A 26,822-nucleotide genomic window follows, 5' to 3' on the forward strand; every position below is an offset into this window, starting at 1 on the left:
GTGACCGCGGCGCGCCGCGCCGCCGTACAGGTGCCTACGCGGTCCCCACCGTCTGCCTCTGCCACGACTGCTGGAAGGCGAAACGGGCGGCCTCCACTTCATGACGCTGGTCGGCGTGCAGCACGCCGAGGGCGTACGCCGTGGCCGGGGCGATGCGCGGGGTACGCGCCGCCCCGGCCGCCGCGGCGGCCGCCTCCGCGGCGTCGCGGTGCCGGTCCAGGGCCTGGCCTGCGGCGGGCAGTCGTACGTCGACGGGCGTGTCCTCGCCCTGGACCTCCTGGGCGTAGCGGTACAGCCGCAGCAGCAGCCGGGCCTGATGCCAGGGGCCGTCCTGCGGATGCGGGGCCGGGTCCGGGGACAGGCTGCCGACCAGGGCCGCGGCGGTGTACGGCTGGCCCGAGGTGATCAGCGGCAGCGCGGTCACCGCCTCGTACAGCCGCTCCTGCGCCGCCGCGACGGGTCGGCACAGATCGGCGCCGGCCGCGGCGGACGTGAGCGGGACCTCGCTGGCGAGGACGGCGACGCTGTCGGCCACCGCGTGGAAGCGGCTGGATCCGAGGGCCTGGAGGGCCGCCGAGTGCGCGCGGGTGCGGGCCAGGGTGAGCTGGCGGTCCAGCAGGGCGCCCGCCTTCGCCGCGCCGACGGTCAGGGCGCCGCGCTCCGGGGCGCCGGAGGTCCGGCCCGTGCTCCCCGGCTGCGCGGGCAGCGCCGTGGAGCCGGACAGCCGGTGCAGGGCGGTGAGCAGCCGTTCGAGCCGGGCCGCGTAGGCGTGCTCGCGGGCCAGCGTGCCCGACAGCCAGGCCAGTTCGGCGCGCATCCGCTCGGACCAGTCGGCGTCGAGCAGCGGGCGGAACGTATGGAGGGTGCCGCTGATGCGGCGGGCCGAGCGGCGCAGCGCGAGCGCCGCGTCCCCGAGGTCCTCCGTGCTCCCGGCCTCCCCTCTGTCCTGGTGGTGGCGCAGCGCGCGGAGGAACCCCGTGGCCTGGGCTCTCAGATAGTCGGCGAGAGCCTCCCCGGGCAGCAGATCCTCCCCGGGCAGGGTCGGGGCCGCGCGGCCGGTGGTGGATGGGTCAAGGTGCTGCTGTGCCACGCCGGCGCCTCCGGGCGTCAATGAGCATCTCCTGGATGTTGCGCAGGGGCTGGCCGTCCGCGTCGGTCGCGTGCCGGGTCCACTCGCCGTCCGCCCCCAGGTGCCAGGAGGAGGTGGTGTCGGACATACCGGTCTCCAGGAGCCGGTTGAGGGTCGCCCGGTGCGCCGGGTCGGTGACCCTGACGAGTGCCTCGATACGGCGGTCGAGGTTGCGGTGCATCATGTCGGCGCTGCCGATCCATACTTCGGGTTCGCCGCCGCCCGCGAAGACGAAGACGCGGGAGTGCTCGAGGAAGCGGCCGAGGACGGACCGTACGCGGATGTTCTCGGACAGGCCGGGGACGCCGGGCCGCAGCGCGCAGATGCCGCGCACCCAGACGTCGACGGGGACACCGGCCGTGGACGCCCGGTAGAGCGCGTCGACGACCGCCTCGTCCACCATCGAGTTGACCTTGATCCGGACGTACGCGGGCCGTCCGGCGTTGTGGTGCTGGATCTCCTTGTCGATCCGGGAGATCAGCCCGTCGCGCAGGGACCTCGGTGCGACGAGCAGGCGGCGGTAGGTCTCGCGGCGCGAGTAGCCCGAGAGCCGGTTGAAGAGGTCGGACAGATCCGCGCCGACCTGCGGATCGGCGGTCAGCAGCCCCAGGTCCTCGTACAGACGTGCGGTCTTGGGGTGGTAGTTGCCCGTGCCCACATGGCTGTAGCGGCGCAGCGTGTCGCCCTCCTGCCGTACGACGAGCGACAGCTTGCAGTGGGTCTTCAGGCCCACGAGGCCGTACACGACATGGCAGCCCGCCTCCTCCAGCTTGCGGGCCCAACTGATGTTGGCCTGCTCGTCGAAGCGGGCCTTGATCTCGACCAGGACCAGGACCTGCTTGCCCGACTCCGCCGCGTCTATGAGCGCGTCGACGATCGGCGAGGTGTCCGAGGTCCGGTACAGGGTCTGCTTGATGGCGAGGACGTCCGGGTCCCCGGCGGCCTGCTCCAGGAACGCCTGGACGGAGGTGGAGAAGGAGTCGTACGGATGGTGCAGCAGCACGTCCCGCTCGCGCAGCGCCGCGAAGATGTCGGGCGCCGAGGCCGACTCGACCTCGGCGAGGTCGCGGTGGGTGCCCGCGACGAACTTCTGGTACTTCAGCTCGGGGCGGTCGAGGTTGGCGATGCCGAACAGGCCCGTGAGGTCCAGGGGACCGGGCAGCGGGTACACCTCGGCCTCGGAGATCTTCAGCTCGCGCACCAGGAGATCGAGGACGTAACGGTCGATCGACTCCTCCACCTCCAGCCGCACCGGCGGCCCGAAGCGGCGTCGCATCAGCTCCTTCTCCAGGGCCTGGAGCAGGTTCTCGGCGTCGTCCTCCTCGACCTCCAGGTCCTCGTTGCGGGTGATCCGGAAGGTGTGGTGCTCCAGGACCTCCATGCCCGGGAACAGCTCCTCCAGATGCGCGGCGATGACGTCCTCGATGGGGACGTAGCGCTGCGGGGAGGCCTCCAGGAAGCGGGAGAGCAGCGGCGGGACCTTGACGCGCGCGAAGTGACGGTGGCCGGAGACCGGGTTGCGCACGACGACCGCGAGGTTCAGGGACAGCCCCGAGATGTACGGGAAGGGGTGCGCGGGGTCCACGGCCAGCGGGGTCAGCACCGGGAAGATCTGGTGCCGGAAGAGCGTGAACAGGCGCGCCTGCTCCTTCTCGGTCAGCTCGCTCCAGCGCACGAGCTGTATGCCCTCGTCCGCGAGCGCCGGGGCGACGTCCTCGTGGAAGCAGGCCGCGTGCCGGGCCATGAGCTCGCGGGACCGGGCCCATATCATCTCCAGCACCTCGCGCGGCTGGAGGCCGGAGGCGGAGTGGGTGGCGACTCCGGTGGCGATACGGCGCTTGAGGCCCGCGACCCGGACCATGAAGAACTCGTCCAGGTTGCTCGCGAAGATCGCCAGGAACTTCGCGCGTTCGAGCAGCGGGGTGTGCGGGTCCTCGGCCAGCTCCAGCACCCGCTCGTTGAACTGGAGCCAGCTCCGCTCCCGGTCGAGGAAGCGGCCCGGCGGGAGGTGGGCGCCCTCGGGCTCCTCGTACACGTCCAGGTCGGCGTCGAGGTCCGGCTCCAGGTCGGAGACCGCCCCGGCCACGGCGTGGGGGCGGCGCGCGGTGAGGGAGCCCACGGAGGGCTGCCGGGTCCGCGCGCCCGCGCGACCCGAGGACTCTGCCTCGGTGGGGGCCGACCGCTCCTGCGCCGGCGGCTCGTCCTGTGCCCGCTGGTCCTGTGCCCGCTGTGCTGCCTCGGCATTCTGCTGGCTCATGAACCCATTCTTCCGCGCCGAACGGGTGACGGGCGCGTCGGAGCGCGAAGGCGGCGGCGCGGCGAGGCGGCGCCCGCGCTCCGCACCGGCCCCGGATCGCGGGGGCGGCAGGGGCTCTGGGGCGGCATTCATTGGCCGAGCGTCGCAAGCCCGTCTGAATCAATGGTTACGGCCACATGACGTGCGGGATAGCGGGGGGAGGCTCGCGGACGTCCGTGATCGACCGTCGCCGTCCGCGGACGGGTCGTGAGGGAGGCGGAGCGGCGGTACGGAGCCCCGCGGGCGCGGCGGTACGGAGCCCTGTGGGCGCGCGGCGCGTGGAAATTCTTCCGGCGGACCGAAAATTCTTCCCGAGGACGTGAACCGATCGCGGGGGCTCGTCCGATGAAGGGGCGTGAGGGAAACGAGAAGTGACGGGGAGCTGCTGCGTGCCGCGGCAGACGGGGACCGTCGCGCCTTCGAGGAGCTGTACCGGCGGTATGCGCCGTGGCTCACGGCACGCCTGCGCGGCAGATGCGCCGACCCGGGGCTCGTGGACGACGTCGTGCAGGAGACGTTCCTCGCGGTCTGGCGCGGCAGTGCGCGCTACCGCGAGGACGGCGACGTGGCCGGCTGGCTCTGGCGCGTGGGCGCCCGGCGGCTGGTGGACGCGCTGCGCGGCGACGGCGCGCGGGGCCGGCTGCGCCAGGCGCTGGCGCGGCTGCGGCACCGCCATGAGGACTCCGCGGAAGAACGCGTCCTGGCGGGGGTGCAGCACGGCGACCTGGCGGGGGCGCTGATAAGGCTCTCGCCGGAGCTGCGCGCGGTCCTCCAGGCGACGGTGGTCGACGGACTGACGACCAAGGAGGCGGCCGTGGTTCTCGGCATCCCTCCCGGCACGGTCAAGACACGGGCGCAGCGTGCGCGAAGGCGACTGCGGGAGGAGCTGGCATGAGAGACACCGAGCGCGACGCCATGGGATGGCACGCGGACACCGACGACCTGCGCGCCTACGCGCGCGGCGAGCTGGAGGCGCCCCGCCTGTGGTCCGTCGACACGCATCTGCTGGCGTGCGCGCCCTGTCGGCTGGCCCTCGCGGAGGCCACCGAGCCGCGCGCCCTGGACCTCGGCTGGGAGCGGCTGGACGCCGAGCTGGACGCTCCCCGGCCGGGGGTCTTCGAGGCCCTGCTGATGCGGTGCGGCGTCGCCGACCACACGGCGCGCCTGCTGGCCGCCACACCGGTGCTGCGCGCCTCCTGGCTGGGCGCGGTCCTGCTGGTGCTGCTCATGACCGTGGTCAGCGTGTACACGGTGCACTCGCCCTCCCTCTTCCTCGCCCTGGCCCCGCTGCTTCCCCTGGCGGGCGTCGCGCTGTCCTACGGTCCGGCGCTCGACCCGACCTACGAGATGGCGCTCGTCGCCCCGCTGCACGGCTTCCGCCTGCTGATGATCCGCACGGTCGCGGTGCTGGTCGCCAGTCTCGGGCTCAACGGCCTGGCGAGCCTGGCCCTCCCCGGGTACGGGCTGCGCGCGCTGGCCTGGCTGCTGCCCGCCCTCGCGCTGACCGCGACCGGGCTCGCGCTGACCGCACGGCTGGGTCAGGTCACCGCCCCCGCCCTGGTCAGCGGTGCGTGGATCGCCCTGCTGGCCGTGGCCGCGGCGACCGGCCACAAGACGCTCCCGCCGTTCACGGGCGTGGGCCAGGGCGTGGCGGCCCTGGTCGCCGTGACCGCGGCCGTCCTGCTGCACCGCCTGCGCGACAGGTTCGACACCGCCTCGGCCCCGTCCCTTCCCACCGACCTCGCCCACAGGAGCGTCGCATGACCCCCCATCCCACCGTCTCGGGCTCCGGCCTGACCGTGCGCTACGGCGGCAGCCCGGCGCTGGACAACGTCTCGATTCACCTCCAGGAGGGCGTCACCGGGCTGCTCGGGCCCAACGGCGCGGGCAAGACGACCCTGTTGCGGGTGCTCGCCACCGCCACACCCCCCGACCGAGGCGACTTCACGGTGCTCGGGCACGACCCGGGCACGGGCGCGGGCCGCCAGGAGGTGCGCCGCCGCCTGGGCTATCTGCCGCAGAACCCCGGCTTCCACCCGGACTTCACGGCGTTCGCGTTCGTCGACTACGTGGCGATCCTCAAGGAGTTCGCCGACCGGTCCGCCCGCCACCGCGAGGTGCGGCGCGTGCTGGAAGCCGTGAACCTCTCCGAGGTGCGCGGCAAGCGCATCAAGCGGCTCTCCGGCGGAATGCGCCAGCGTGTGGCCCTGGCCGCCGCGCTCCTCGGGGATCCGGGCCTGCTGCTGCTCGACGAACCGACCGTGGGCCTCGACCCCGAACAGCGCATGCAGTTCCGGGAGGTGATCGCCGAGGCGGGCCGGCACCGGACGGTGCTGCTGTCCACGCATCAGACCGAGGACGTGGCGATGCTCTGCCAGCGCGTCATCGTCATGGCCCAGGGCCGCGTCCGCTTCGAGGGCACCCCGGCCGAGCTGACCGCACGGGCGGCGGGCCGGGTCTGGAGCAGCACGGAACGCGACCCGCAGGCCCGCGCGGGCTGGCGGACGGGCCTGGGCACCTTCCGCAACGTCGGCGACCCGCCCCGGGGCGCCGATCTTCTCGAACCCACCTTGGAGGACGGCTACTTGCTCGCTCTCGACGCGCAGTCGGTGGAGGCGATGTCCGCATGAGCGCCGTCATCGACCAGGCCCCCACGGTCTCGGAACCCCTGCGGACCGGACGCCGCCCGGCCGCGGCGGTCCTCGCGCTGGCCCGCTTCGAGGCCCGCGAACTCCTGCGGCAGCCCACGGTGTTGGTCGTCTTCCTGCTCTACGCGGGCTATACGTACTGGCAGTTGCTGTTCCCCGCGGACGCCATGGACCGCTACCCGGTCCTGCACAACGCCGACCGCGCGACGCAGCCCGGCACGCTGGCCCTGGCCCTCGTCGTCCTCCTCGCCGCGAACATCACCGCGCAGCGCTCCCGGCGCCAGGGCACGGACCAGCACTTCGACATCCTGGTCATGGAGCGCTGGCGGCGCACGCTCGCGCACGCGCTGTCGGTGGTGCCGCTCGCCGCGCTCACCGCGCTGATCGTCGCGGTCGAGTTCGCCTGGACGGCGCTGAAGCCGGGCGCGGTCGGCCACGGTTCGGTCGCCGAGCTGGCGGTGGGGCCGCTGGTGACGCTGGCCGCGGGGATCCTGGGAGTGCTGGCCGCGCGGGTGATCCCGAGCGTGCTCGGCGGTGCCGTCGTCGTGGCCCTGGGAGGCATCGCGTCCCTGATCGCCTCCCTCGTCACCGAAACGGACGCGGTGCACTGGCTGGACTGGCTGAACCCCGTGGTCTCCGAGAACGGGGTCGACCCGATCCCCTCCGCGCTCCTCGGCCGCCCGGCCGGCTGGCACGTCCTGTATCTGGCGGGCCTGACCGCCCTGCTGCTGTGCGTCACGCTCCTGCTGAGCGGAGGACGTACCCGCCTGGTGAAGGCGGGCACGGCGGTGGCCCTCGCGGCCACGGTCGGCGGGGTCGCCGGACAGTCCCCGAGCCATGACGCCGCCCTGACCGCGGCCCGGACGAAGGCGAGCCATGCGCCGGTCACGGCCCAGTCCTGTGTGACGCACCACCGGTCGACGTACTGCTCCTTCCCGGAGTGGACCGCCTGGCGGGACGACTGGGCGCAGGTCGTCGACCGAGTCCAGGGCCTCGCGGGCGGGAGCACCCGAGGAGCACGGCTGACGATCCGGCAGCGGATACCGGTCATCGTCAACCTGACGGACGACTCCGCCATCACGCCGCTGCGGACCCCGGGCGAGATCACCGCCGGTACGCGCTGGGGCGGCAACCGCGTCCCCGAGTTCGCCGTCGGAGTCGCGTCGGTCCTGGTGGCGGGGGACGAGGAAGCGGCCTCCAAGATGTGCGACGCCCGCGTGGTGACGGTCATGTGGCTGGCGCTGGCCGCGCAGGACGACCCGATGAAGGCGCTCCGCGATGTCCGCATCGACAACAGCGTCAGCGGCGCCGCCGGCGCGCTGAGCATCACGGACCCGGTCCTGATGAGCACCGAACAGACCCGGATCGTCCGAGAACTCCTGAAGCGTCCGCGCTACAGCGTCACGGCCCGGATGAAGACGCACTGGGCGGAGCTGACGTCCCCGAAGACCTCGCTGACCCAGGTGGCGGAGCTGCTCGGGGTGCCGGCCGGCAAGGCAGCCGCCGAGGACAAGAAGTCCCAGGGGGAGGAGGGGGCGTGCTAGGGCCTGTTGCGAAAGTCGCGTCGTTCGCCCGGAGGGCGGGCCTGGCGGCGTCCGGTGCGGTGCATCGCAAGGCGGAGGGTCGCCCGCGTACTGGATGTACGCGGGTGATCCCGACAACGCGGCGAGGTGCCGTGCCGGGCGTCGCCAGGCAGGCGGGACTTTCGCAACAGGCCCTAGACGGCAGATGCGCGGGGATCGCGGCTCTCGTGCCGCCCGTGGGGCGGTCGCTGCCCTGGGGCGTGCTCGGTGCCGCCGCCGGGCTGGGCCCGGTACTCGGCTGGGTCACCCGGCTGACGCAGGAGGGGGCCGGTACCGCCTTGGCCGTCTTCCTCCTGCGGGTCGCCGCGGTCGGCCTGGCCCTGGGCCTCGCGTTTCTGCTGGACGATCCGGCTCGGCAGACCACCGCGGTGGTGCCGACCCGGCGGGTGGTGCGCAGCGGGGTGCGGCTGATGCTCGTCGCCCCGCTCGCGGCGGCGAGTTGGGCGGCGGCCCTGCTGCTCGTACCGGAGCGGATACGGCCCCCGGCCGGCGATCTCACCCTGGAGGCCGCGGCGCTGGTGGTCCTGGCGCTCTCCGGTGCCGCGTGCGCCGTACGGTTCAGTGACGCGCCGCGGCCCGGGGTGGCGGTGGCGGCGACGCTGCTGACAGGCACGCTGCTGGCGACGCTGCTCCCCACGTCAGGGGCGCTGTTCGTCCAGGTGGACGCCGCGAGCTGGGCGGCGGCGCATCAGCGATGGGCGGCCCTGCTGACGCTCGCCCTCCTGGCGGGCGCGGCCCTCCAGCCGGAGCCGGTCCGCAAACACCGGCTCCGACCGGAGCGCAAGCACCAGCCCCGGCTGAAGGGCAAGCACCGGTCGGCCTGAAGGGCAGGCACCGGTCGGCGGCCCGCGCCGCCCGCCGCTGACGCCGCCGCGCGGGGCCCCTCAGGTCTCCGTCCGGTACATCAGGTCCGTCTCGTGGGTCGTGAAGCCCAGCCGTTCGTAGACGGTGAGCGCGGCCTTGTTGTCCGCGTCGACGTACAGCATCACGGTCGGCAGGCCCTGGGCCGCCAGATGCCGCAGGCCGATCGTGGTGAGGGCGCGGCCGAGGCCGCCGCCCTGGACGCCGGGGCGGACGCCGAGGACGTACACCTCGCCGAGCCGCTCCTCGGCGTGGACCTTGGTCCAGTGGAAGCCGATGAGTTCCGGGCCGTGCTCGCCCTCGCGTTCGGCGAGGAAGAAGCCCTGCGGGTCGAACCACGCCTCGGCCATCCGGGCGTCCAGGTCGCGCTGGGTCAGCGAGCCCTGCTCGGGGTGGTGGGCGAACGCGGACGCGTTGAGGGCGAGCCAGGCCGCGTCGTCCCGGCCGGGCACGAAGGTGCGCACGGTGACGCCGTCGGGCAGCTTCGGCTCGGCCAGGTCGAGGTCGGTCAACGGGCGGCGCATCTGGCGCAGTTCGCGGAAGAGGGTCAGGCCGAGCACCTGGGCCAGATGCCGGGCCGCGGAGTGACCGCCGTGCGCCCACACCCGCAGCCGCTTGCCGGAGGCGGCGAGGAGCGCGGAGCCGAGGGCCCGGCCGTGCCCATGGCCGCGGTACGAGGGGTGCACGACCAGCTCGGCGGCCGGAGCCTCCACCGGGTCGGTGTCCTCCAGTTGCGCGTATCCGACGAGCGTGTCGCCGGTCGTCAGCAGAAGATGGGAGACGCCCTCCCGCTCACCGCCGCGCAGTTGCAGGCGCCCCTGCTCGGACACGGCCGGCTGGCCGTCGATCCGGGCGGCCTCGGTGAGCAACGCGAGCACGGACTCGGCCTGTTCGGGCGAGAGCGCGCCGACGGTGTCGATGGAGCGGGGCGATGCCGGGCGTGCGGAGTCGTCGCTGGTCATGAGTACGAGAGTAAAGGGGCCGCCCGGGAATCGAGAGGCATATGACGCCTTGTTGTAACCCAGGACCCCTGTTCCGCTACGCGCGTTGACCCTAGGCTGCGCGAGCGACGGTCTCGGCGCGCTCCTCATGCGGCGCACGCGAGACGGTCAGGTCCGGACAGACCGGACAGCACAGTCGCGGACGGCGGGTCCGGCCGCGCACACCTGGCGGAACAGCGCGCACACCTCAGGGGAGCACATGCCACCGACGACAGACCGGCACAGACGTACGCACCGCATCCTCGGTGCCGCCGCGGGCCTTGCCACCGTGGGCGCCCTGGTGTCGGCGCTGCCGGCCGACGCGCAGGAGAACAAGGGTCAGGGCAACCCGCAGTCGGGTCGCTACCAGGACGTGCAGTTGCTGTCGTTCAACGACCTGCACGGCAACCTGGAGCCGCCCACCGGTTCCTCGGGCCGGGTCACCGAGCACGAGGCCGACGGCACCACCAAGACCATCGACGCGGGCGGCGTGGAGTACCTCGCCACGCATCTGCGGCAGGCGCGCCAGGGCCACAAGTACTCCGTCACGGCCGGAGCCGGTGACATGGTCGGCGCCTCGCCGCTGCTGTCCGGGCTGTTCCACGACGAGCCGACCATCGACGCGCTCAACAAGCTGGACCTGGACGTCACGAGCGTCGGCAACCACGAGTTCGACGAGGGTGCGAAGGAACTGGCGCGGCTCCAGAACGGCGGCTGCCACCCCGAGGACGGCTGCTACGACAAGAGCCAGAAGTTCAAGGGCGCGAACTTCCCCTATCTGACCGCGAACGTGACGGACGACAAGACCGGCAAGCCGCTCCTCAAGCCGTACTGGGTCTGGAAGAAGTCCGGCGTCAAGATCGGCTTCATCGGGGTGACGCTGAAGGGCACGCCGAACATCGTCTCCGCCGAGGGCGTCAAGGGCCTGAAGTTCGGCGACGAGGTGGAGACGATCAACAAGTACGCCAAGGAGCTGCAGAAGCAGCACGTCCAGTCGATCGTCGCGCTGATCCACGAGGGCGGCATGCCCGCGTCGGGCGACTACAACTACGACTGCGACAGCCCGGGTCCCGGCGACGGCATCTCCGGTCCGATCGCGGACATCGCCAAGCACGTCACCCCGGCCGTGGACGCGCTGGTCACCGGCCACACCCACCAGGCGTATGTGTGCACGATCCCCGACCCGGCGGGCCACCCTCGCATGGTGACCTCGGCGTCCTCGTTCGGCCGCCTGTACACGGACACGACGCTGACCTACGACCGCGCGACCGGTGACGTCGTCCGTACGGCGGTGAAGTCCGCGAACCACGTGGTCACCCGGGACGTCGCCAAGGCCTCCGACATCACCGGGCTGATCGACCGGTGGAACACGCTCGCCGCGCCCGTCGCCTCCCGGCCCGTCGGCTACATCGCGGGCGAGATCGACACCAACGGCACCGAGTCCCCGTTGGGTGACCTGATCGCGGACGCGCAGCTCGCGTACGCCAAGTCCCTCGACCCCGAGGCGGTCCTCGCCCTGATGAACCCCGGCGGCATCCGCGCGCCGCTCACCTACGCGGCGAGCGGCAGCGAGGGTGACGGTGTGGTGACGTACGGGGAGGCGTACACGGTCCAGCCGTTCGCCAACACCGTGAACCTGGTCGACCTGACCGGCGCCCAGGTGATCACCGCGCTGCAGCAGCAGGTCAGCGGCGCGAACGAGGCCTCGCCGAAGATCCTTCAGGTGTCCGAGGGCCTGACCTACACGCTGGACCTGACGAAGTCGGGCGCCGCGCGCGTGGTCACGGACTCGGTCAGGCTGAACGGCAGCGCGATCGACCCGGCCGCCACCTACCGCGTCGCGATGAACTCCTTCCTCGCGGGCGGCGGCGACGGCTTCACCGAGCTGGGCAACGGCACGGACATGCTGATCGGCGGCGACGACCTGGAGGCGTTCGGGGCGTATCTGACGGCCAACTCGTCGGCCTCGGCGCCCTACGCGGTGCCGACCGCGGACCGGATCACCGTCCAGCAGTGACACCCGGCGGTCCGTCCCCGTCCCGCGCACAGGCGGTGCCGGGGACGGACCGCTTCGGTCTTCAGGGCAGCGCCTCCTGCGCCACCGCGGGCGGCGGGGTCGGCGCCCCCGGCAGCCGTACCGTGGCGACCGTCCCCCCGCCCTCCGCCGGGGTCAGGGCCACCTCGCCGCCCGCCTGCTGGACCGTGCGGGCCACGATCGACAGGCCGAGCCCCGAGCCCGGCAGCGCGCGCGCCGTGGGCGAGCGCCAGAACCGGTCGAAGACATAGGGGAGTTCCTCGGCCGCGATCCCCGGACCGTGATCGCGCACCGTCAGGGTGCCGTCCGTCAGCGAGACCTCGACCGTGCCGCCGTCGGGGCTGAACTTCACCGCGTTGTCCAGGACGTTCACGACCGCCCGCTCCAGCGCGGACGGCTCCGCGCGGACGTACCACGGCCTGAGGTCGGCGTTGATCGTCAGTTCCGGGCCGCGCAGCCGGGCGCGGCCCAGGGCGGTCTCGACGATGTCCTGCCAGGCCAGCACCTGCGCCTTCCCGGTGTGCTGGCCCTTCTCCGGCCGCGAGAGTTCCTGAAGGTCCCCGATCAGGGACGCCAGCTCCGACATCTGCGCCGTCACCGAGGTGAGCAGCGCCCGGCGGTCCTCCGTGGGCAGCGGGCGGCCCGTCTCCTCGCTGCGGGAGAGCAGTTCGATGTTGGTGCGCAGCGAGGTGAGCGGCGTCCGCAGCTCGTGGCCCGCGTCCGCGATCAACTGCTGCTGGAGGTCGCGCGAGCTGGCCAGGGCCGACGTCATGGAGTTGAAGGAGCGGGAGAGACGGGCGATCTCGTCCTCGCTGTGCTGGTCCACCGGGATCCTGGTGGTCAGGTCCTCGGTGCGGGCGATGTGCTCGACGGCCGCCGTGAGCTTGTCGACGGGTCGCAGCCCGGCGCGGGCCACGGCGAGGCCCACGGCCCCGGCGCCCATGACCCCGAGCCCGGACACGATCAGCAGGAGCAGGGCCAGATCGCTCAGGGTCTTCGTGGTGTCCTGGAGCGGATAGGCGACGAGCAGCGCGTAGTCCTGGTAGAGCTGCGGGCCCGCCGGACCCTCGCTGACCAGCGGTGTCGTCAGGACCCGTACCGCGTTGCCCTTGCTGTCGGTGCCGTTGTGGAGCACGCCCCGCACCGGGTTCCGCGCGATGTCGGTGTCGCTGCCGGTGACATGGACGAGGCCCGCCGAGTTCGGGTAGACGCAGGAGTCACCGCTCGTGGTGACCACCTGGGTGTAGTACGTACGGGGCTGGGGGCCGCGGTCGTCCTGCGCGGCGGGCGTGGTCGTGCAGTTGCCCAGCACGGTCGCGAGGCCCCCCGCCCGCACGGGCTGGCTCGTGTTCTTCAGATTGCTGTCCACCTGCTGGTACAGCTTCCCCTGCACGATGAACCAGCAGCTCACCGACACCGCGGCCACGCCGAACGCGACGGCCGCCGCCACCAGCAGGGCCAGCCGGGAGCGGAGCGGAAGGGCGCGGAATCGTCTGATCACTCGACGCCGCCCTGCCGCAGTACATAGCCGACGCCGCGGACGGTGTGCACGAGGCGCGGCTCGCCGCCCGCCTCTGTCTTGCGCCGCAGATACATCACATACACATCGAGCGAGTTCGACGACGGCTCGAAGTCGAAGCCCCAGACCGCCTGGAGGATCTGCTCACGGGTGAGCACCTGGCGCGGATGGGCCATGAACATCTCCAGGAGCGTGAACTCCGTACGGGTCAGTTCCACGGCCCGCTCGCTGCGGGTGACCTCGCGTGTCGCCAGGTCCATCCGGAGGTCGGCGAATGTCAGCGCCTCGTCCTCCGCGGCGCCGAGCGCCGTGGCCGCGTACGAGCTGCGCCGCAGCAGGGCCCGGATACGGGCGAACAGCTCGTCCAGTTCGAACGGCTTGACCAGGTAGTCGTCGGCCCCCGCGTCCAGGCCGGTGACGCGGTCGCCCACCGTGTCGCGGGCGGTGAGCATGAGGATCGGGGTGGTGGTGCCCGCGCCGCGCATCCGGCGGGCGGCGGTGAGGCCGTCCATCCGCGGCATCTGGATGTCCAGGACGACCAGATCGGGCCCGTACCCGGTCGCCTTCTCCAGGGCGTCCGCGCCGTCCACGGCGACCGCGGTGTCGTACCCCTCGAAGGCGAGGCTGCGCTGGAGGGCTTCGCGCACCGCGGGCTCGTCGTCGACGATCAGGATGCGCTGGGATTCACGGTCGCCTTCGGCGGGGCTCATGGCTGTGGAGTTCCTCAAGGTGCGATCGGACGGGGCTGCACTCATTCAGACTCGCACGTTTCCGGGCAGAGGCGGAGAGATCGGCCAGGTGCTGTGACGGGGACCGCTGCGCGGCGTACGGCGGACGGCTCAGCCCAGGACGGCGGTGAGCCGGTTCAGCGGCACCTTGCGGCGGTGGGTCCGCCGGGGGCCGGTGCGCAGGCCCATCAGTTGCGGGACGGCCACTTCCGGGGTCCGCACCACGGTGGTGCGCAGCTCGCAGGCCGGCGGCCGGCGGGGCGCGGGGACATGGAGGTCGTGGGCCACGGCCAGGGCCAGGGTGAGGCCGGCGGGGCCGACGGGACCGGTGACGTCGTGGACTATCCGCCTGATCATGTCGTACTCCTTCTCACTTGCTCACTTGCTCGCTTGCCCGTTCTCGTCCGGCAGGTTCCGCGGCCCGGCTCCCGGAGCCGGTGGTCAGCTCTCGGAGCCGCCGCGAAGCTTCGCCAGGTCGGACGTGACGGTGTTGATCGGGATGGCGAAGCCGAGGCCGACGCTGCCGGCGCTCGTCGAGGTCGAGCCCGAACCGTCCGAGTACATCGCCGAGTTGATGCCGATGACGTTGCCGTTCATGTCGATGAGGGCGCCGCCGGAGTTGCCCGGGTTCAAGGACGCGTCCGTCTGGATCGCCTGGTACGTCGTCGTGGACGAGCCCGTGTCGCCGTTGAAGTGGCGGCCGTCGAACTCGAAGGGCCACTGGCCGTCCGGGTCCTGGCTCTGGCTCTCGTCGGTCGAGACGGTGACGCTGCGGTGCAGGGCCGAGACGATGCCGCTGGTGACCGTGCCGCTCAGTCCCTCGGGCGAGCCGATCGCCACGACCTGGTCGCCGACCTGGATGCCGGAGGAATTGCCGAGCGTGGCGGCCTTCAGACCGGTGGCGTTCTCCAGCCTGATCAGCGCGAGGTCCTTCGCGCTGTCGGTGCCGACGACCCGCGCGGTGTACGCCGTGCCGTCGCTCGTCCGCACCTTGACCGAGGAGGCGCCGGAGACGACGTGGTTGTTGGTGATGACCTCGCCCCCGCTGGTGATGATCACACCGGAGCCGGTCGACCGGCCGGACTCGGAGGTGGCGCTGACCTCCACGATGCTCGGGCTGACCGCGGCGGCCACCCCGGCGACCGTGCCCTTCTTGGCTGTGGGCACCACATTGGTGTCGGTGGAGCTGGAGGAGACCGTGTTCTTGCCGGTCAGCTCCTGGATGCCGTACGCCGTGCCGCCTCCGACGGCCGCGGCGGCGATCGCCACGGCGGCGAGGAGGACGAGCGGCCCCTTGGCGCGCCTGTGCGACGCGGGTGCGGGCGTCGGCGCGTAGGCCGGCGGCGTCGGCCACGGGGTCGAGGCCGTGGGGGAGGAGGGGTGCTTCTGCTGGGGGTACGCGGACGCGGACTGCCGTCCGTCACCGTCGGGGTCGTCGTACTCGCCACTGCGGCGGAAGCTCTCGGTCGTCATGCAAGAGAGAGTGTCCCGCGATCATGAGAGCTTCGTGAGTCGTCCCTGAGAAGCCCGACAGAACCCTGTATGTCCGACATAAGAGCTGCTCAGGGCGGGGCCGCGCACCGGGCGGCCCCCGGGGGTCACGCGCAGCCGCAGGACTGCCGTACGACCAGGCGCGAGGGGAACAGCCGCAGCCGCTCGCGGCGCGAGCCCGTCACCCGGAGGCTGTCGTCGAGCACCAGGTCGACGGCGGCGCGGGCCATGGCCGAGCGGTCGGTGGCGACGGTGGTCAGCGGCGGGTCCGTGAGCGCCGCCTCCTTGACGTCGTCGAACCCGGCGACCGCCAGCTCGTCCGGCACCTCGAGACGCAGCTCGCGCGCGGCGCGCAGCACCCCGATCGCCTGGTCGTCGGTGGAGCAGAAGACGGCGGGCGGGCGGTTCGGGCCCGCCAGCAGGTCCAGGGCCACGCGATAGGCGTCGTAGCGGTTGTACGGCGCCTCGAAGAGGCGGCCCTCCGTGGGGATCCCGGCCTCCTGCATGGCGCGCCGCCAGCCCTCGACATGGTCGGAGACCGGGTCGCCGACCGCCGGGGTCTGCTCGGTGCCGCCCATGCAGGCGACATACGGGTAGCCGTGCTCCAGGAGGTGGCGTACGGCGAGCTGGGCGCCGCCGATGTCGTCCGTGACCACCGCGACGTCGTCGATCGCCTCGGGGCGTTCGTGCAGCAGCACCACGCGGGCGTCCCAGGCGTCGATCTCCGCGGCGGCGTGGTCGCTGAGCGCGTGGCTGACCAGGATCAGGCCCGAGACGCGCATACCGAGGAAGGCCCGCAGATAGTGGACCTCGCGCTCGGCGACGTAGTCGGAGTTGCCGACCAGCACCATCTTCCCGCGCTCGGCGGCGGCCTGTTCGACCGCGTGCGCCATCTCCCCGAAGAAGGGCTGGCGCGCGTCCGGCACGATCATGCCTATGAGGTCCGTCCGCCGCGACGCCATGGCCTGGGCGACCCGGTCGGGCCGGTACCCCAGCTCCTTGATCGCGGCGAGGACACGCTCGCGCGTGGCCGGGGCGACCGGCCGGGGTCCGTTGTTGATGACATAGCTGACGACGGCGGTGGACGTCCCCGCCAGCCGCGCCACATCATCCCGAGTCACCTTGGCCACGCGCGGAGTCTACGCGGATGGAACGCCACTGGGCAGGGCGTACGCCTGTTCCTGTGTCTTCGCCGCGCCCGTCCCTATGCCTCGGCGGCGGCCTCGGGCGCCGCGACGCGCGCCGGACCGCCCGCGTTCCGCTGCCCCGCCCGCGCCGTCCCGGCCTTCGTGTCCTCCGGCTTCTCCGGGGTCACGAAGCGGTAGCCGACATTGCGTACGGTGCCGATCAGCGACTCGTTCTCGGGCCCGAGCTTGGCCCGCAGCCGCCGTACATGGACGTCGACCGTGCGCGTGCCGCCGAAGTAGTCGTAGCCCCAGACCTCTTGCAGGAGCTGGGCGCGGGTGAAGACCCGGCCGGGGTGCTGCGCCAGGTACTTCAGCAGCTCGAACTCCTTGAACGTGAGGTCGAGGACGCGGCCCTTGAGCTTGGCGCTGTAGGTCGCCTCGTCCACGGACAGGTCGCCGTTGCGGATCTCCATCGGGGAGTCGTCGCCCGCGAGCTGCTGCCGCCCCACGGCCAGCCGCAGCCGGGCCTCCACCTCGGCGGGCCCCGCCGTGTCCAGCAGCACGTCGTCGATGCCCCAGTCGGCGGTGACGGCCGCCAGACCGCCCTCGGTGACGACGAGGAGGAGGGGGCAGCCGAGCCCGGTGGAGCGCAGCAGGCGGCACAGGCTGCGTACCTGGGGGAGGTCGCGCCGCCCGTCGACGAGGATGACGTCGGCGCTCGGGGTGTCGACCAGCGCGGGGCCTTCCGCCGGGGCCACGCGTACCTCGTGCAGCAGCAGGCCGAGGGCGGGGAGCACCTCGGCCGACGGCTGGAGGGCGTTGGTCAGCAGCAGCAGGGAACTCATCGCGCGCCTCCCGCGTACGCGGACAGGGGTGGGCCCCCGGCCTCGGCCGTCCTGCGCTCGTGCACGGTTCGCTCGCCCATAACGTCTGGTTCCTCCTCGGTCCCTGCGTCTGCGGCACGGCAATGCTTCCGAAAGCACAAAAGGACCCGGGGGCAACGCTGCCCGAGTCCTCTGCCCAGCAGAATAGCCCACATGAGCACCGGTCGGTCAGGTCAAAGGGGACAATCTATCATTCGTCCTACCATTCGTTCGAATTCCCACCCGGGGTGTCGAGGTCCTGTGCGAACGTTCCTGCGCACGGTCGACGGCGTGCCGATCGACGCGGCCTACGACCCGGGCGCCGCCGCCCCCGGCGCGCCCGCGATCGTCGTCGCGCACGGCTTCACCGGCGATCTGGAGCGCCCCCACGTCCGCCGGGTGGCGAGCGCCCTCGCGCGGTACGGCGCGGTGGTCACGTTCTCCTTCCGGGGCCACGGCGCGTCGGGCGGACGCTCGACCGTCGGGGACCGCGAGGTCGAGGACCTGGCGGCGGCGGTGGCGTGGGCGCGCGAGCTGGGCCACTCCCGGGTGGCCACCGTCGGCTTCTCGATGGGCGGCTCCGTGGTGCTGCGGCACGCGGCGCGGCACCACGAGGACGCGCACCCGGACGCGGTGGTCTCGGTCAGCTCGCCCGCCCGCTGGTTCTACCGGGGCACGGCACCCATGCGGCGTCTGCACTGGCTCGTCCTGCGCCCCGAGGGCCGGCTGGTCGGCCGCTACGGCCTGCGCACCCGCATCGACCACCGCACCTGGGACCCCGTACCGCCCTCCCCCACGGAGTCCGTCCCGCTGATCGCGCCGACGCCCCTGCTGATCGTCCACGGTGACCAGGACGGCTACTTCCCCCTCGACCACCCCCGGATGCTGGCGCACGCCGCCCCGGACGCCGAGCTGTGGCTGGAGCCCGGCATGGGCCACGCCGAACACGCCAGCGACGAGGCCCTGCTGGCGCGGATCGGCGCCTGGGTGGTCTCGCATGCGGGTGACCTCGGGCCGGGGCCGGGGCACTAGCCTGGCGATGTTCATGACGGACCGAGTGAGGAAGCAGATGGCAAAGGGCACGGTGCGTTACTGGGCCGCCGCGAAGGCGGCCGCCGGGGCCGCCGAGGAGCCGTACGACGCGATCACGCTCGCGGAGGCGCTCGGTGCGGCCCGCGAGCGACACCCCGGCGAACTCGTCCGCGTCCTGCGGCGATGCTCCTTCCTCGTCGACGGTGACCCCGTGGGGACCCGCGCGCATGAGACGGTACGGCTGGCCGAGGGCGGCACGGTCGAGGTGCTCCCGCCGTTCGCAGGAGGATGAGCGAAGCGATGAGCAACCAGCCGTACGAGGGCTACGACCCGTACCAGCAGCAGCCACCGCAGCAGCAGGGGCAGGGGTGGTACGACCCGAACACGGGCGCCGCGTACCCGCAGCAGCCGCAGCCTCACCCGCAACAGCCGTACCAGCAGGAGCCGTACGCACAACAGCCGTATCCGCAGCAGCCGTACGCGCAGCAGTGGGACGGGCAGGCGTACGGAGGCGCGGGCGCGCAGCCGCTGCCGCCGGAGGCGTCGCTGCACGAGTCCCACGGTTACGCGACCCCCGGCGCCGAGGGCCTCGCCCACCCGTCCGCGCCGAACAGCGGTGGCGGCACCGGCACGACGACGCCCGAGGCGCCCGCCGTCGACATCTCCCGTCTCCCGGCCAACCAGCGCGCCCGGCTCGAAGGCCGTTCGCCGATCATCGAGCCGGGGATCCAGCCCGCCGCGCTCACCGCGGTGCTCGGGGCGCTGCTCGCCGGGGGCGCGGCCCTCGGGTCGTACGCCCTGGTCGTCCCGCTGGTGATCCTTCAGGCCGTGACGGCCGCCGGTTGGTTCCGGCTGAACGGCATGTGGCCCGCCCGGCAGGGCATCGCGCTGGCGTTCCTCGGCGCGGTCGTCTCGGACGTCGCGCTGCTTGCGGTGGGCCGGGACAACGGGCCCGCGGTGATCCTCGGGACTCTCGGCGTCTGGCTGCTGCTGACCCTCGTCCTGCAACTGCGCTCGCACGCCGACCCGGACACCCGGATGTACGGCCTGATGGCGACCGTCGTCTCGGCCGCGCTGGCGATCATGGCGACGGGGCATCTGGCCGCCCCGCACACCGCCGTCACCGTCGGCGCGCTCTCCGTCGCGGCGGCGATCCTTGTGCGCGCGCTGCCGCTGCCGACCGTGCTCTCCGTGGTCGTCGCGCTGGCGGCGGCGGGTGGCGCGGGCTTCGCGCTGGGCCGGGCGACGAGCCTCGGCACGCCCGGGGTCTACCTCGGCCTGGCCGCGGGTGTCTGCGCCCTGATCGGCCACCGGGTCGCCTCCTACGACTACCCGTCCCGCTTCGTCCACTTCACGGCGGGCGTCGCCCTGCCCCTGACGGCGGCGGCCCCGGTGGTCTGGGTCCTGGGACGCGCGCTGGTCTGACGTGCCGTTGCCCGGGGTCGGCGCCGCCCGGCCCCGGGCACCCACGGCGGGTGGGTCGTCTGTCACAGGTGATCCACGATTCCCCCGATCCTCCTCCCCGGAGCGTTACAGTCGCGCTCGACGGCTGTGCGTTCATCGGCGGCCGTCGCCGACGACCGCAGAGGGTGGGGGACTCCGAGCATGCGCGCACTGCGAATACTGCTGATCACGGCAGTGATCCTGGGCGGCCTCCTCGTGATCGGGGACCGCGTCGCCGTCCACTTCGCGGAGGGCGTGGTCGCCGACCAGATCAAGACCCAGGAGAACCTGTCCACCACCCCGGACGTGTCCATCAACGGCTTCCCCTACCTCACCCAGCTCGCCGCCGGTGAGCTGGACGACGTCGAGATCGGCATCAAGAGCTACGAGGCGGCGGCCACCGACGAGGGCGGCGGGGCCGGGGGCGGCGAGAAGATCCGTATCGACGATCTGAACGCCCGGATGAAGGGCGTGAAGTTCTCCGGGAACTTCAGCTCGGTCACCGCCACCGAGGCCACCGGCACCGCGCGCGTCACGTACGACGAGCTGCTGAAGACGGCCAAGTCGGACGCCACGCAGGTCGCCCCCGGGGTCACCGCCCGGGTCGTCGGCCTCTCGGACGGCGGCAACGGCAAGATCAAGGTCGCGGTGGAGGCGACGGTGCTCGGCGCCAAGCTGCCGAGGCCGGTCTATGTGGTCAGCTCGCTCGAGGTCCGGGACGGCGAGGTGAAGGTGCACGCGGACGCCCTGCCCCGGTTCGGCGGCATCCAGCTCCCCGAGTCCCGGATCCGGGGGATCACGGACTTCCAGCAGAAGATCGAGGGGCTCCCCTACGGCATACGGCTCGACAAGGTCGAGGGGGCCGAGGACGGCGTGCGGATCACGGTCAAGGGCTCGGACATCAAGCTGGCCGGGTAAGGGCCGGGGCCCGAAGTCCGCAGAGCGAGACAACTCCGTCCGCATGTGCGGACAAGGCGGGGGAAGGCGCGGGCTCCGGACGCTCGTGAGGCCCTCCGGACCCCACCCTCGTCCCGCATTCCGGACGATCGCGTCTCATATCGCGACACACCGGTGACACGCCCGCCTCTCCCTCCCTACGATCGGCCGCATGCGACGACAGGCGGATCTCACGAAGCGACGGGCAGTTGATCTGTGCCGCGTCGCCGCCATGCTCTGTCGCCCTTACTGAGCTTCCCGAGCGGGAGAGCGGACTCCCGCGGCCCCCGGCCCGATCTGGCGCCCGGATGCCGATGCCCTGATGCTGGAGACAGGGCCCTTCGGATCCCGGCCCCGGTGCCATGCGTGCCTCACGAACGCCATCGCTGAACGGCGTATCCGCACCCTTCTCTCGCATGTCCCCGCCGCAACGCCCGGAGGAGAAAGAGCATGAGCCGTAGCGACGTCCTGGTCGACGCAGACTGGCTGCAGGACCACCTGGACGACTCGGACATCGCCGTCGTCGAGGTGGACGAAGACACGTCCGCGTACGACAAGAACCACATCAGGAACGCCATCCGGATCGACTGGACGCAGGATCTCCAGGACCCGGTCCGCCGTGACTTCATCGACCAGGCCGGCTTCGAGAAGCTGCTGTCGGCCAAGGGCATCGGCAACGACACGCTGGTGGTCCTCTACGGCGGCAACAACAACTGGTTCGCGTCCTACGCCTACTGGTACTTCAAGCTCTACGGCCACGAGAACGTCAAGCTCCTCGACGGCGGCCGCAAGAAGTGGGAGCTGGACGCCCGCGAGCTGGTCGACGGCGACGAGGTCCCGGTGCGCCCGGCCACCGACTACAAGGCCCAGCCGCAGGACACCTCGCTGCGCGCGTTCCGCGACGAGGTGATCGCCGCGATCGGTACGCAGAACCTCGTCGACGTCCGCTCGCCCGACGAGTTCTCCGGCAAGCTGCTCGCCCCCGCGCATCTGCCGCAGGAGCAGTCGCAGCGTCCGGGCCACGTCCCGAGCGCGCGCAACATCCCGTGGTCCAAGAACGCCAACGACGACGGCACGTTCAAGTCGGACGACGAGCTGAGGAGGCTCTACACCGACGAGAAGATCGACCTGGCCGTGGACACCATCGCCTACTGCCGCATCGGTGAGCGTTCCGCGCTGACCTGGTTCGTGCTGCACGAGCTGCTCGGCGTCGAGAACGTCAAGAACTACGACGGCTCCTGGACCGAGTACGGCTCGCTCGTCGGTGTGCCGATCGAGCTGGGCGCCGCCAAGTAACCCCCGGGACCCCCGGACCCCGGACCGACCAGGAGGAAGAACCATGTGTGGAGCGAAGGCCGGTGGCCCCGACGCCTCGACGATCAAGCCCGGTGAGACCACGATCCAGGGCCAGGTGACCCGCGACGGCGAGCCCGTCTCCGGGTACGTGCGCCTGCTGGACGCGACGGGCGAGTTCACCGCCGAGGTCCCCACCTCGGCGACCGGACAGTTCCGCTTCTACGCGGCCGAGGGCACGTGGACCGTCCGCGCCCTGGTGCCGGGCGGCACCGCGGACCGTACGGTCGTGGCGCGGAAGGGCGGGCTCGCGGAGGTCGCGATCGCCGTCTGACCGATTGATACGTCACGGCGGTCCCAGACCGTCCGTGTGCGCCGAAGGGCCGCACCCCCGGGGGTTGGACGCCATTCCGGTCGGGGCGCGGCCCTTCGGCGTGCCCCGGCCTAGCCTGGAGGTATGTACGCACGGCGGCGGCACGTCTACTTCGCCATGATGGGCACCTGCGTCGGGCTGTTCGTCCTGGCCTGGGGTGTCGTACGGCTCTGGTCGGTGCCCGCGGCCGTGGCGATGTGCGTCGTCGCGATGGTCATCCCGCCGCTGGCCGCGATCGTGGCGAACCGGCGTGGTCCCGAGGACCGCTGGTGGGACGACCCGTCCGGGGACCCGAAGTCCGACGAGTGGTGGGACGAACTGGACGGCAAGAAGCGCCGCTAGCGGGGCGAGCGCCCCGCTTCGGCCTCAGTACCTCAGTAGACGAGCGCCTGGGTGTCGTCCGCCAGCGCTTCCTGGACGAACACCTGGGACCCGGCGATCCGTACGCCCTCGATGACGTCCTTCTCCGTGATCTCGCGACGGGTCGCGCACTGCGTGCACAGGGTGATCCGGCCCGCCGCCAGGACCGAGTCGATCAGGTCGCGCAGCGGAGCCGCGTGCGGCAGCTCGAACTCGGCGGCCCGGCCCGGCAGTGCGAACCACGACGACTCACCGGTCAGCCACAGCGAGACATCGACACCGCTGGCCACCGCCACGGCCGCCACGGTGAACGCCTGCGAGCAGCGTTCCGGGGCGTCCGCCCCGGCCGTCACCTTGATCACGAGCTTCTTAGCCATGCCCGCAGCCTAGTGCCGGGCGCGCCGGGTCATGCGCGGTGCTCCTCCCGAAGGTGACGGCACAGCAGGACGTTCGCGTCCGTCTCCGCGCTGCGGTCGTACTCGGCCAGCGCGGCCTCCCGTCGCTTGGCCAGCTCCGTACAGTCCGGGCAGCCGGGGACCGGCAGCGGCGGGCGGCTCAGATCGGCGGGGTCCGGCGCGCTCGCCCCGGCCGCCCAGGTGCGCTCGTTCGCCGCCCGTACCCCGGCCCGCATCCGCTCCCGTGGGGTGGCCGGGCGGAGCACGGCCGGGTCGGCCTGCCACTCCCGGCCCCCGCCGACCGGGCGCAGCAGCGCGTACGGGCCCGCCGCGTCCTGGTACTCGCCCACCCGGTCCACCGCCGGGTCGTAGACGAGCGCCCCACGCTCCAAGGGCTCCGACTGCGTTGTCGACTCCGCCGTCATCCGTTCCGTTCCTTTCCCCGAACGCCTGCGCACAGCGATGGCTGAACTACGCTCCGTATTCTCGACAGTACGAGCATGACCCCTGAGCAGGGACCCAACCGCCGTGGCCCAGGTCACTTTCTGTGCCTCTCGGCGCTCTTTCCACACGCGCCACGGCCTCATCCATGAAGGAGCACGATGCCGCCGAGACGGGTGATTACGGGGCGCAGTCAGGAGCCGCGCAGGCGCTTCGCGGAGGAGCCGCGGTTGCTGCGTACGGAACGGGGGTTGAGCCTGCGGAAGCTGGGTGAGGCGCTGGGGAGCCCGGAGGGTGACGTGGCGTAAGAGCAGTTACGGCAACTCGGGCGGCGGTCAGTGCGTCGAGTTCGTCCCCGACCTCCCCTCCGTCGTCCCCGTCCGGGACAGCAAGGACCCCGCGCGTGGTGCGCTCGTCTTCGAGGCCGCCGCCTGGGCCCGGTTCATAGCCGGCGTCAAGCGCCGCTGAATCGTGATCAACGCCCGTACAACTTCATGAACTTGGTGTGAGTCTCCTGTGAAGCGCGGACGTCGGAATCCGCGATTCCCGTTTCACAGGGAGACGTCATGGAAACGCCTGAAAGACCCCGGCGCGGGCGCACCACCGCGTTGATCGCGGGGGCTGCCGTCCTGGGTGTCGTGGCCGGTGTCTGCACCGGCTACGTCGTCCAAGCCGGGCGCCCACCCGCACAACTGCCCCCGCTGTCACAGCCCGTCGTCCCACAGGCCAAGGGGGCGGTGGAGCCCCTGACGGCGGCGCAGGACCGGCGCGTGAAGACCGACGGAGACCTGCGCAAGCTGCTGCTGCCGCGACCGAGGGACGCGAGGGACACCGGCCAACTCAGCAGCGACCACTGGCTGAGCTTGGCCGACTCCGCGGAGACGTCCAGCAGGCCTGATCTGGCCTTCCGTTGGGATCTGGAGAACGAGTTCCGGCGTGGCGCCACCACCAGTTGGAACGCCGGCGGTGACTACGAGGTCGAGATACGGCTCCTCCAGTACCGCCAGGTGGCCAAGCCCGGTGCCTATGTCGCGATCAACGACCAGAAGATCGCGGCGGACGAGGAGCCGAACACCGACAGTTGGCCGCTCCCTGACACGAGCGACGGCATGGTGTACGTGCACCACGCGCGTACGTCCGTCGGCTACGTGGCCGAGGCGGCGGCCTCGCGCGGGGACATCCTCATGTTGATGTGGGTCTCCGACACGAAGCCGGTCCCCAAGAAGAAGATCATGGACCTCGCTAAGCGGCAGGTGGCCCGGCTGTGAACCCGGCTGTGCAGGAGAAGAAGACCTCTCGGCGGCGCATGGGCCGGATGATCGGGGCGGGGCTGTTGGCCGTCGCGGTCGTCAGCGGGGTCGCGTTCACTGTCGTACGTGTCGACGGGGCCGACCGGGACGCCGGGAAGCCCGTGTGGAAGTTCCCGGCGACCGCCAAGCACGACCAGGGCGACCAGGGCGAGTTCGACGCGCGGGGGAACAAGGACACCGCGGGGCTGCGCGCGCTGCTCATGCCGTACAGCCACGGGGCCAGGGGGTACGGGCCGGGGCCGGACGTCGACGAGTTCGGCAACGACGCGGTGCTCGACGGGCGCGAGGCGACCGCCCTGGCGAAGCGGGATCTCCACGGTATGCCGCAGCAGACCCGGCGGAAGCTGGAGGGGCTGATCGACAAGAAGCACATCCAGGGCATGGCGCTGCGGAGCTACGCACCGGTCGACGACTACGAGGACCTCCCGCAGGCGTTCACGATCAGCTTCCGACTGGTCCGGATGGAGGGCGCGCGCGAGGACTCGAACGTCAGGCGCGAGGCCTTCGAGAGCCTCGGGTTCTTCCCGAAGGGACCGTCGATCGACGGACACAAGGAAGCGGCGTGCTTCCTGTGGCCGAAGGTGGCCGAACTGAAGCTGGACCGCATGGTCTGCACGGCGTACGTGGGCGACGTACTCGTCACCGTCGACGCGTCCGGTATCCGCCCGCTCGGCAGCAACCGCGTCGCCGTCTTCATCGGCAACCAGCTCGACCGCATCAAGGACACGGGGAAGGCGATATGAGCGAGCACCAGACCCCCGAGTCCGCAACGCCCCCCACCGAGCCCCTTACGAAAGCCCCCGCACCCACGACGGAGCCCCTGAAGACCGCCGCACCTCCGGCAGAGCCCCCGAAAACCCCCGAGGCTCCCGCCCCCGCTGAGGCTGTCCGTGAGATTGCCGCGCCTGCGGCGGAGATCCCGGGAACTCCCGAGGCCCCCGCCCCCGCCGAGGCCGCCCGGGAGACTGCCGCGCCCGCGGCGGAGACCCCGGAGGCCGTCGCGCCTGCGGCGGAGACCTCCGAGGTGGCCGTGCCTCTCGCCCTCTCCGAGGCCGCCCCGGACGCCCCCGCACCCCTCGCGGAGACCCCGGAGCCCCCCACACCCCAGAGGCGCCGTCGTCTCCGGGGCGTTCTGCGGTGGACCGCCGCCGTGCTGGTCTTCGCTGTGGCCGGGGCGTCGAGTGCGTACGGCGTCGCGCGGATGGAGCGGGCCGAGCTGCCCGGACTCTCCACCCTCTCGGACGGTCGCTGGGAGTACCCGCGGATCGTCCACCCGCCGCTGCCCGCGGGCCGTCCGGGCCCGTCCGACGACGACAACCTGGCCCTCGTCCACTACGCCGACCTGCGCAAGCTCGTCCTGCCCGCGCCGAAGGGCGCCAAGGCGGATCCGAAGTTCGCCGACCACGGGTGGGTGAAGCCGGAGACGTACATCGCGGAGTACGAGCTCGAGGACGACCGGGACCTGCTCAAGAGCATGCTCGTCGACCGCGGCCTCCGGCACATCGCCGGGCGCGCCTGGACGATGTCGGACGGCACCCGGACCCGGATCTATCTGCTCCAGTTCGAGACCGGCCTGGTCGTCAGCGAGGTGCATGAGAACCACTTCTCCGGCTACGCCACCCCGACGCGCCCCCTGCGCGGGGCGCTCGCGAGCGACACGGACGCGTCGTTCCCCGAGGCCGTGAGCGACGGGATCCTGATGAACGCGTACGTCGAGGCGAAGCCGTACGGCGCCGAGCAGGTCCGGCACGCGTACCTCACCTCCGGTGACGTGATCGCGCTGGTCGTGCAGTCCCGCAAGGGCGGGGCAGAACAGATCCCGTTCCAGCAGACCGTGGCGCTCCAGCGGCAGCTCCTGGACTGAGACCTCGCCACGAGGGCCGGAGCCCGGCCGCGTAAGCTGGGCTCCGGCCCTGTCGTATGCCCACCCTCGCTCAAGGAGCACTCGTGGAGATCTTCTTCGAAACCCTGCTGGTCCT

The 26,822-nt window shown here is 72.1% G+C and carries 29 protein-coding genes and 1 pseudogene; 19 read left to right on the plus strand and 11 right to left on the minus strand.

What is annotated here, in order from left to right:
- Positions 1 to 34: 34 nt before the first annotated feature.
- Both ACZ60T_RS26650 and ACZ60T_RS26655 read right to left on the minus strand, forming a co-directional pair.
- Positions 35 to 1,090 carry a CHAD domain-containing protein gene (locus tag ACZ60T_RS26650; RefSeq protein ID WP_469668155.1) on the minus strand — a complete coding sequence of 352 codons (1,056 nt, stop codon included), beginning with the start codon at positions 1,088 to 1,090 and terminating at the stop codon, positions 35 to 37.
- Entirely contained in the window at positions 1,071 to 3,518 is a 2,448-nt protein-coding gene (locus tag ACZ60T_RS26655; RefSeq protein ID WP_469668156.1) for an RNA degradosome polyphosphate kinase, read from the minus strand. Before ACZ60T_RS26655 ends, ACZ60T_RS26650 begins: the two co-directional genes overlap by 20 nt.
- A 262-nt stretch (positions 3,519 to 3,780) precedes the next feature.
- Between ACZ60T_RS26655 and ACZ60T_RS26660 the strand changes: the two genes are divergently transcribed.
- From ACZ60T_RS26660 to ACZ60T_RS26680, 5 genes are all read left to right on the plus strand, one after another.
- Positions 3,781 to 4,320 carry an RNA polymerase sigma factor gene (locus tag ACZ60T_RS26660; protein ID WP_365625037.1) on the plus strand — a complete coding sequence of 180 codons (540 nt, stop codon included), beginning with the start codon at positions 3,781 to 3,783 and terminating at the stop codon, positions 4,318 to 4,320.
- A 20-nt stretch (positions 4,321 to 4,340) separates the two neighbouring features.
- A complete protein-coding gene (locus tag ACZ60T_RS26665) occupies positions 4,341 to 5,189 on the plus strand; it encodes a zf-HC2 domain-containing protein (protein WP_469668349.1) in 849 nt (282 codons plus the stop codon).
- Positions 5,186 to 6,055, plus strand: coding sequence for an ATP-binding cassette domain-containing protein (locus ACZ60T_RS26670; RefSeq protein ID WP_469668158.1), 870 nt, complete (start codon positions 5,186 to 5,188; stop codon positions 6,053 to 6,055). The genes ACZ60T_RS26665 and ACZ60T_RS26670 overlap by 4 nt, the downstream gene beginning before the upstream one ends.
- The gene (locus ACZ60T_RS26675; protein ID WP_469668160.1) at positions 6,052 to 7,617 is read left to right on the plus strand and encodes an ABC transporter permease; all 1,566 of its coding nucleotides are present in this window, start codon (positions 6,052 to 6,054) and stop codon (positions 7,615 to 7,617) included. Before ACZ60T_RS26670 ends, ACZ60T_RS26675 begins: the two co-directional genes overlap by 4 nt.
- Positions 7,618 to 7,823: 206 nt before the next feature.
- Positions 7,824 to 8,480 (plus strand): ABC transporter, encoded by a 657-nt coding sequence (locus tag ACZ60T_RS26680; RefSeq protein WP_469668161.1) that lies wholly within the window; start codon positions 7,824 to 7,826, stop codon positions 8,478 to 8,480.
- A gap of 60 nt (positions 8,481 to 8,540) precedes the next feature.
- On the opposite strand, the gene mshD is transcribed toward ACZ60T_RS26680, so the two are convergent.
- A complete protein-coding gene (gene mshD / locus ACZ60T_RS26685; protein ID WP_469668162.1) occupies positions 8,541 to 9,479 on the minus strand; it encodes a mycothiol synthase in 939 nt (312 codons plus the stop codon).
- 238 nt (positions 9,480 to 9,717) lie between these two features.
- On the opposite strand from mshD, the gene ACZ60T_RS26690 reads away from it, so the two are divergent.
- Positions 9,718 to 11,514 (plus strand): bifunctional metallophosphatase/5'-nucleotidase, encoded by a 1,797-nt coding sequence (locus tag ACZ60T_RS26690; protein ID WP_469668163.1) that lies wholly within the window; start codon positions 9,718 to 9,720, stop codon positions 11,512 to 11,514.
- 61 nt (positions 11,515 to 11,575) lie between these two features.
- Here the strand turns inward: ACZ60T_RS26690 and ACZ60T_RS26695 are convergent, their stop codons facing one another.
- The 6 genes from ACZ60T_RS26695 to ACZ60T_RS26720 form a co-directional block, all read right to left on the minus strand.
- Positions 11,576 to 13,033, minus strand: coding sequence for a sensor histidine kinase (locus ACZ60T_RS26695; RefSeq protein WP_469668164.1), 1,458 nt, complete (start codon positions 13,031 to 13,033; stop codon positions 11,576 to 11,578).
- Positions 13,030 to 13,761, minus strand: coding sequence for a response regulator transcription factor (locus ACZ60T_RS26700; protein ID WP_469668165.1), 732 nt, complete (start codon positions 13,759 to 13,761; stop codon positions 13,030 to 13,032). The genes ACZ60T_RS26695 and ACZ60T_RS26700 overlap by 4 nt, the downstream gene beginning before the upstream one ends.
- Positions 13,762 to 13,890: 129 nt before the next feature.
- The gene (locus tag ACZ60T_RS26705; RefSeq protein WP_365625013.1) at positions 13,891 to 14,136 is read right to left on the minus strand and encodes a hypothetical protein; all 246 of its coding nucleotides are present in this window, start codon (positions 14,134 to 14,136) and stop codon (positions 13,891 to 13,893) included.
- An 84-nt stretch (positions 14,137 to 14,220) separates the two neighbouring features.
- A complete protein-coding gene (locus ACZ60T_RS26710; protein ID WP_469668166.1) occupies positions 14,221 to 15,252 on the minus strand; it encodes a S1C family serine protease in 1,032 nt (343 codons plus the stop codon).
- Between the two features lie 125 nt (positions 15,253 to 15,377).
- Positions 15,378 to 16,400 carry a LacI family DNA-binding transcriptional regulator gene (locus tag ACZ60T_RS26715; protein WP_365625007.1) on the minus strand — a complete coding sequence of 341 codons (1,023 nt, stop codon included), beginning with the start codon at positions 16,398 to 16,400 and terminating at the stop codon, positions 15,378 to 15,380.
- 74 nt (positions 16,401 to 16,474) lie between these two features.
- The gene (locus tag ACZ60T_RS26720; RefSeq protein ID WP_365625004.1) at positions 16,475 to 17,242 is read right to left on the minus strand and encodes a response regulator transcription factor; all 768 of its coding nucleotides are present in this window, start codon (positions 17,240 to 17,242) and stop codon (positions 16,475 to 16,477) included.
- A gap of 192 nt (positions 17,243 to 17,434) precedes the next feature.
- Here ACZ60T_RS26720 and ACZ60T_RS26725 point away from each other — a divergent pair, with 192 nt between their 5' ends.
- The 8 genes from ACZ60T_RS26725 to ACZ60T_RS26760 all read left to right on the plus strand — a co-directional run bounded on the left by ACZ60T_RS26725 (position 17,435) and on the right by ACZ60T_RS26760 (position 22,679).
- Positions 17,435 to 18,292, plus strand: coding sequence for an alpha/beta hydrolase family protein (locus ACZ60T_RS26725; protein ID WP_469668168.1), 858 nt, complete (start codon positions 17,435 to 17,437; stop codon positions 18,290 to 18,292).
- A 37-nt stretch (positions 18,293 to 18,329) separates the two neighbouring features.
- Positions 18,330 to 18,584, plus strand: coding sequence for a MoaD/ThiS family protein (locus ACZ60T_RS26730; RefSeq protein ID WP_365624998.1), 255 nt, complete (start codon positions 18,330 to 18,332; stop codon positions 18,582 to 18,584).
- Between the two features lie 8 nt (positions 18,585 to 18,592).
- The gene (locus ACZ60T_RS26735; protein ID WP_469668169.1) at positions 18,593 to 19,717 is read left to right on the plus strand and encodes a hypothetical protein; all 1,125 of its coding nucleotides are present in this window, start codon (positions 18,593 to 18,595) and stop codon (positions 19,715 to 19,717) included.
- 180 nt (positions 19,718 to 19,897) lie between these two features.
- On the plus strand, positions 19,898 to 20,653 hold the full coding sequence (locus ACZ60T_RS26740; RefSeq protein WP_469668170.1) for an LmeA family phospholipid-binding protein: 756 nt from the start codon (positions 19,898 to 19,900) through the stop codon (positions 20,651 to 20,653).
- A gap of 190 nt (positions 20,654 to 20,843) precedes the next feature.
- Entirely contained in the window at positions 20,844 to 20,924 is an 81-nt protein-coding gene (locus tag ACZ60T_RS26745; protein ID WP_365625177.1) for an Ms5788A family Cys-rich leader peptide, read from the plus strand.
- Between the two features lie 197 nt (positions 20,925 to 21,121).
- Complete coding sequence (locus ACZ60T_RS26750; RefSeq protein ID WP_469668171.1) at positions 21,122 to 21,967, plus strand: sulfurtransferase; 846 nt, start codon at positions 21,122 to 21,124, stop codon at positions 21,965 to 21,967.
- Between the two features lie 43 nt (positions 21,968 to 22,010).
- Positions 22,011 to 22,298 (plus strand): DUF1416 domain-containing protein, encoded by a 288-nt coding sequence (locus ACZ60T_RS26755; RefSeq protein ID WP_469668172.1) that lies wholly within the window; start codon positions 22,011 to 22,013, stop codon positions 22,296 to 22,298.
- A 123-nt stretch (positions 22,299 to 22,421) separates the two neighbouring features.
- A complete protein-coding gene (locus ACZ60T_RS26760; RefSeq protein WP_252427867.1) occupies positions 22,422 to 22,679 on the plus strand; it encodes a DUF3099 domain-containing protein in 258 nt (85 codons plus the stop codon).
- A 32-nt stretch (positions 22,680 to 22,711) separates the two neighbouring features.
- On the opposite strand, the gene ACZ60T_RS26765 is transcribed toward ACZ60T_RS26760, so the two are convergent.
- Both ACZ60T_RS26765 and ACZ60T_RS26770 read right to left on the minus strand, forming a co-directional pair.
- Positions 22,712 to 23,074: a DsrE family protein gene (locus tag ACZ60T_RS26765; protein ID WP_469668173.1), complete on the minus strand. Its 363-nt coding sequence runs from the start codon at positions 23,072 to 23,074 to the stop codon at positions 22,712 to 22,714.
- 29 nt (positions 23,075 to 23,103) lie between these two features.
- On the minus strand, positions 23,104 to 23,517 hold the full coding sequence (locus ACZ60T_RS26770; protein WP_365624981.1) for a hypothetical protein: 414 nt from the start codon (positions 23,515 to 23,517) through the stop codon (positions 23,104 to 23,106).
- Between the two features lie 177 nt (positions 23,518 to 23,694).
- Here ACZ60T_RS26770 and ACZ60T_RS26775 point away from each other — a divergent pair.
- From ACZ60T_RS26775 to ACZ60T_RS26795, 5 genes and pseudogenes are all read left to right on the plus strand, one after another.
- A pseudogene (locus ACZ60T_RS26775) lies at positions 23,695 to 23,817 on the plus strand (XRE family transcriptional regulator); the annotation flags it as partial.
- 10 nt (positions 23,818 to 23,827) lie between these two features.
- Entirely contained in the window at positions 23,828 to 24,001 is a 174-nt protein-coding gene (locus ACZ60T_RS26780) for a DUF397 domain-containing protein (protein ID WP_469668175.1), read from the plus strand.
- Positions 24,002 to 24,099: 98 nt separating this feature from the next.
- Positions 24,100 to 24,801: a hypothetical protein gene (locus tag ACZ60T_RS26785; RefSeq protein ID WP_365624975.1), complete on the plus strand. Its 702-nt coding sequence runs from the start codon at positions 24,100 to 24,102 to the stop codon at positions 24,799 to 24,801.
- The gene (locus tag ACZ60T_RS26790) at positions 24,798 to 25,586 is read left to right on the plus strand and encodes a hypothetical protein (RefSeq protein ID WP_469668176.1); all 789 of its coding nucleotides are present in this window, start codon (positions 24,798 to 24,800) and stop codon (positions 25,584 to 25,586) included. Before ACZ60T_RS26785 ends, ACZ60T_RS26790 begins: the two co-directional genes overlap by 4 nt.
- Entirely contained in the window at positions 25,583 to 26,707 is a 1,125-nt protein-coding gene (locus ACZ60T_RS26795) for a hypothetical protein (RefSeq protein WP_469668177.1), read from the plus strand. The genes ACZ60T_RS26790 and ACZ60T_RS26795 overlap by 4 nt, the downstream gene beginning before the upstream one ends.
- Positions 26,708 to 26,822: the final 115 nt, after the last annotated feature.

The sequence above is a fragment of the Streptomyces sp. NPDC104371 genome (assembly GCF_055583785.1).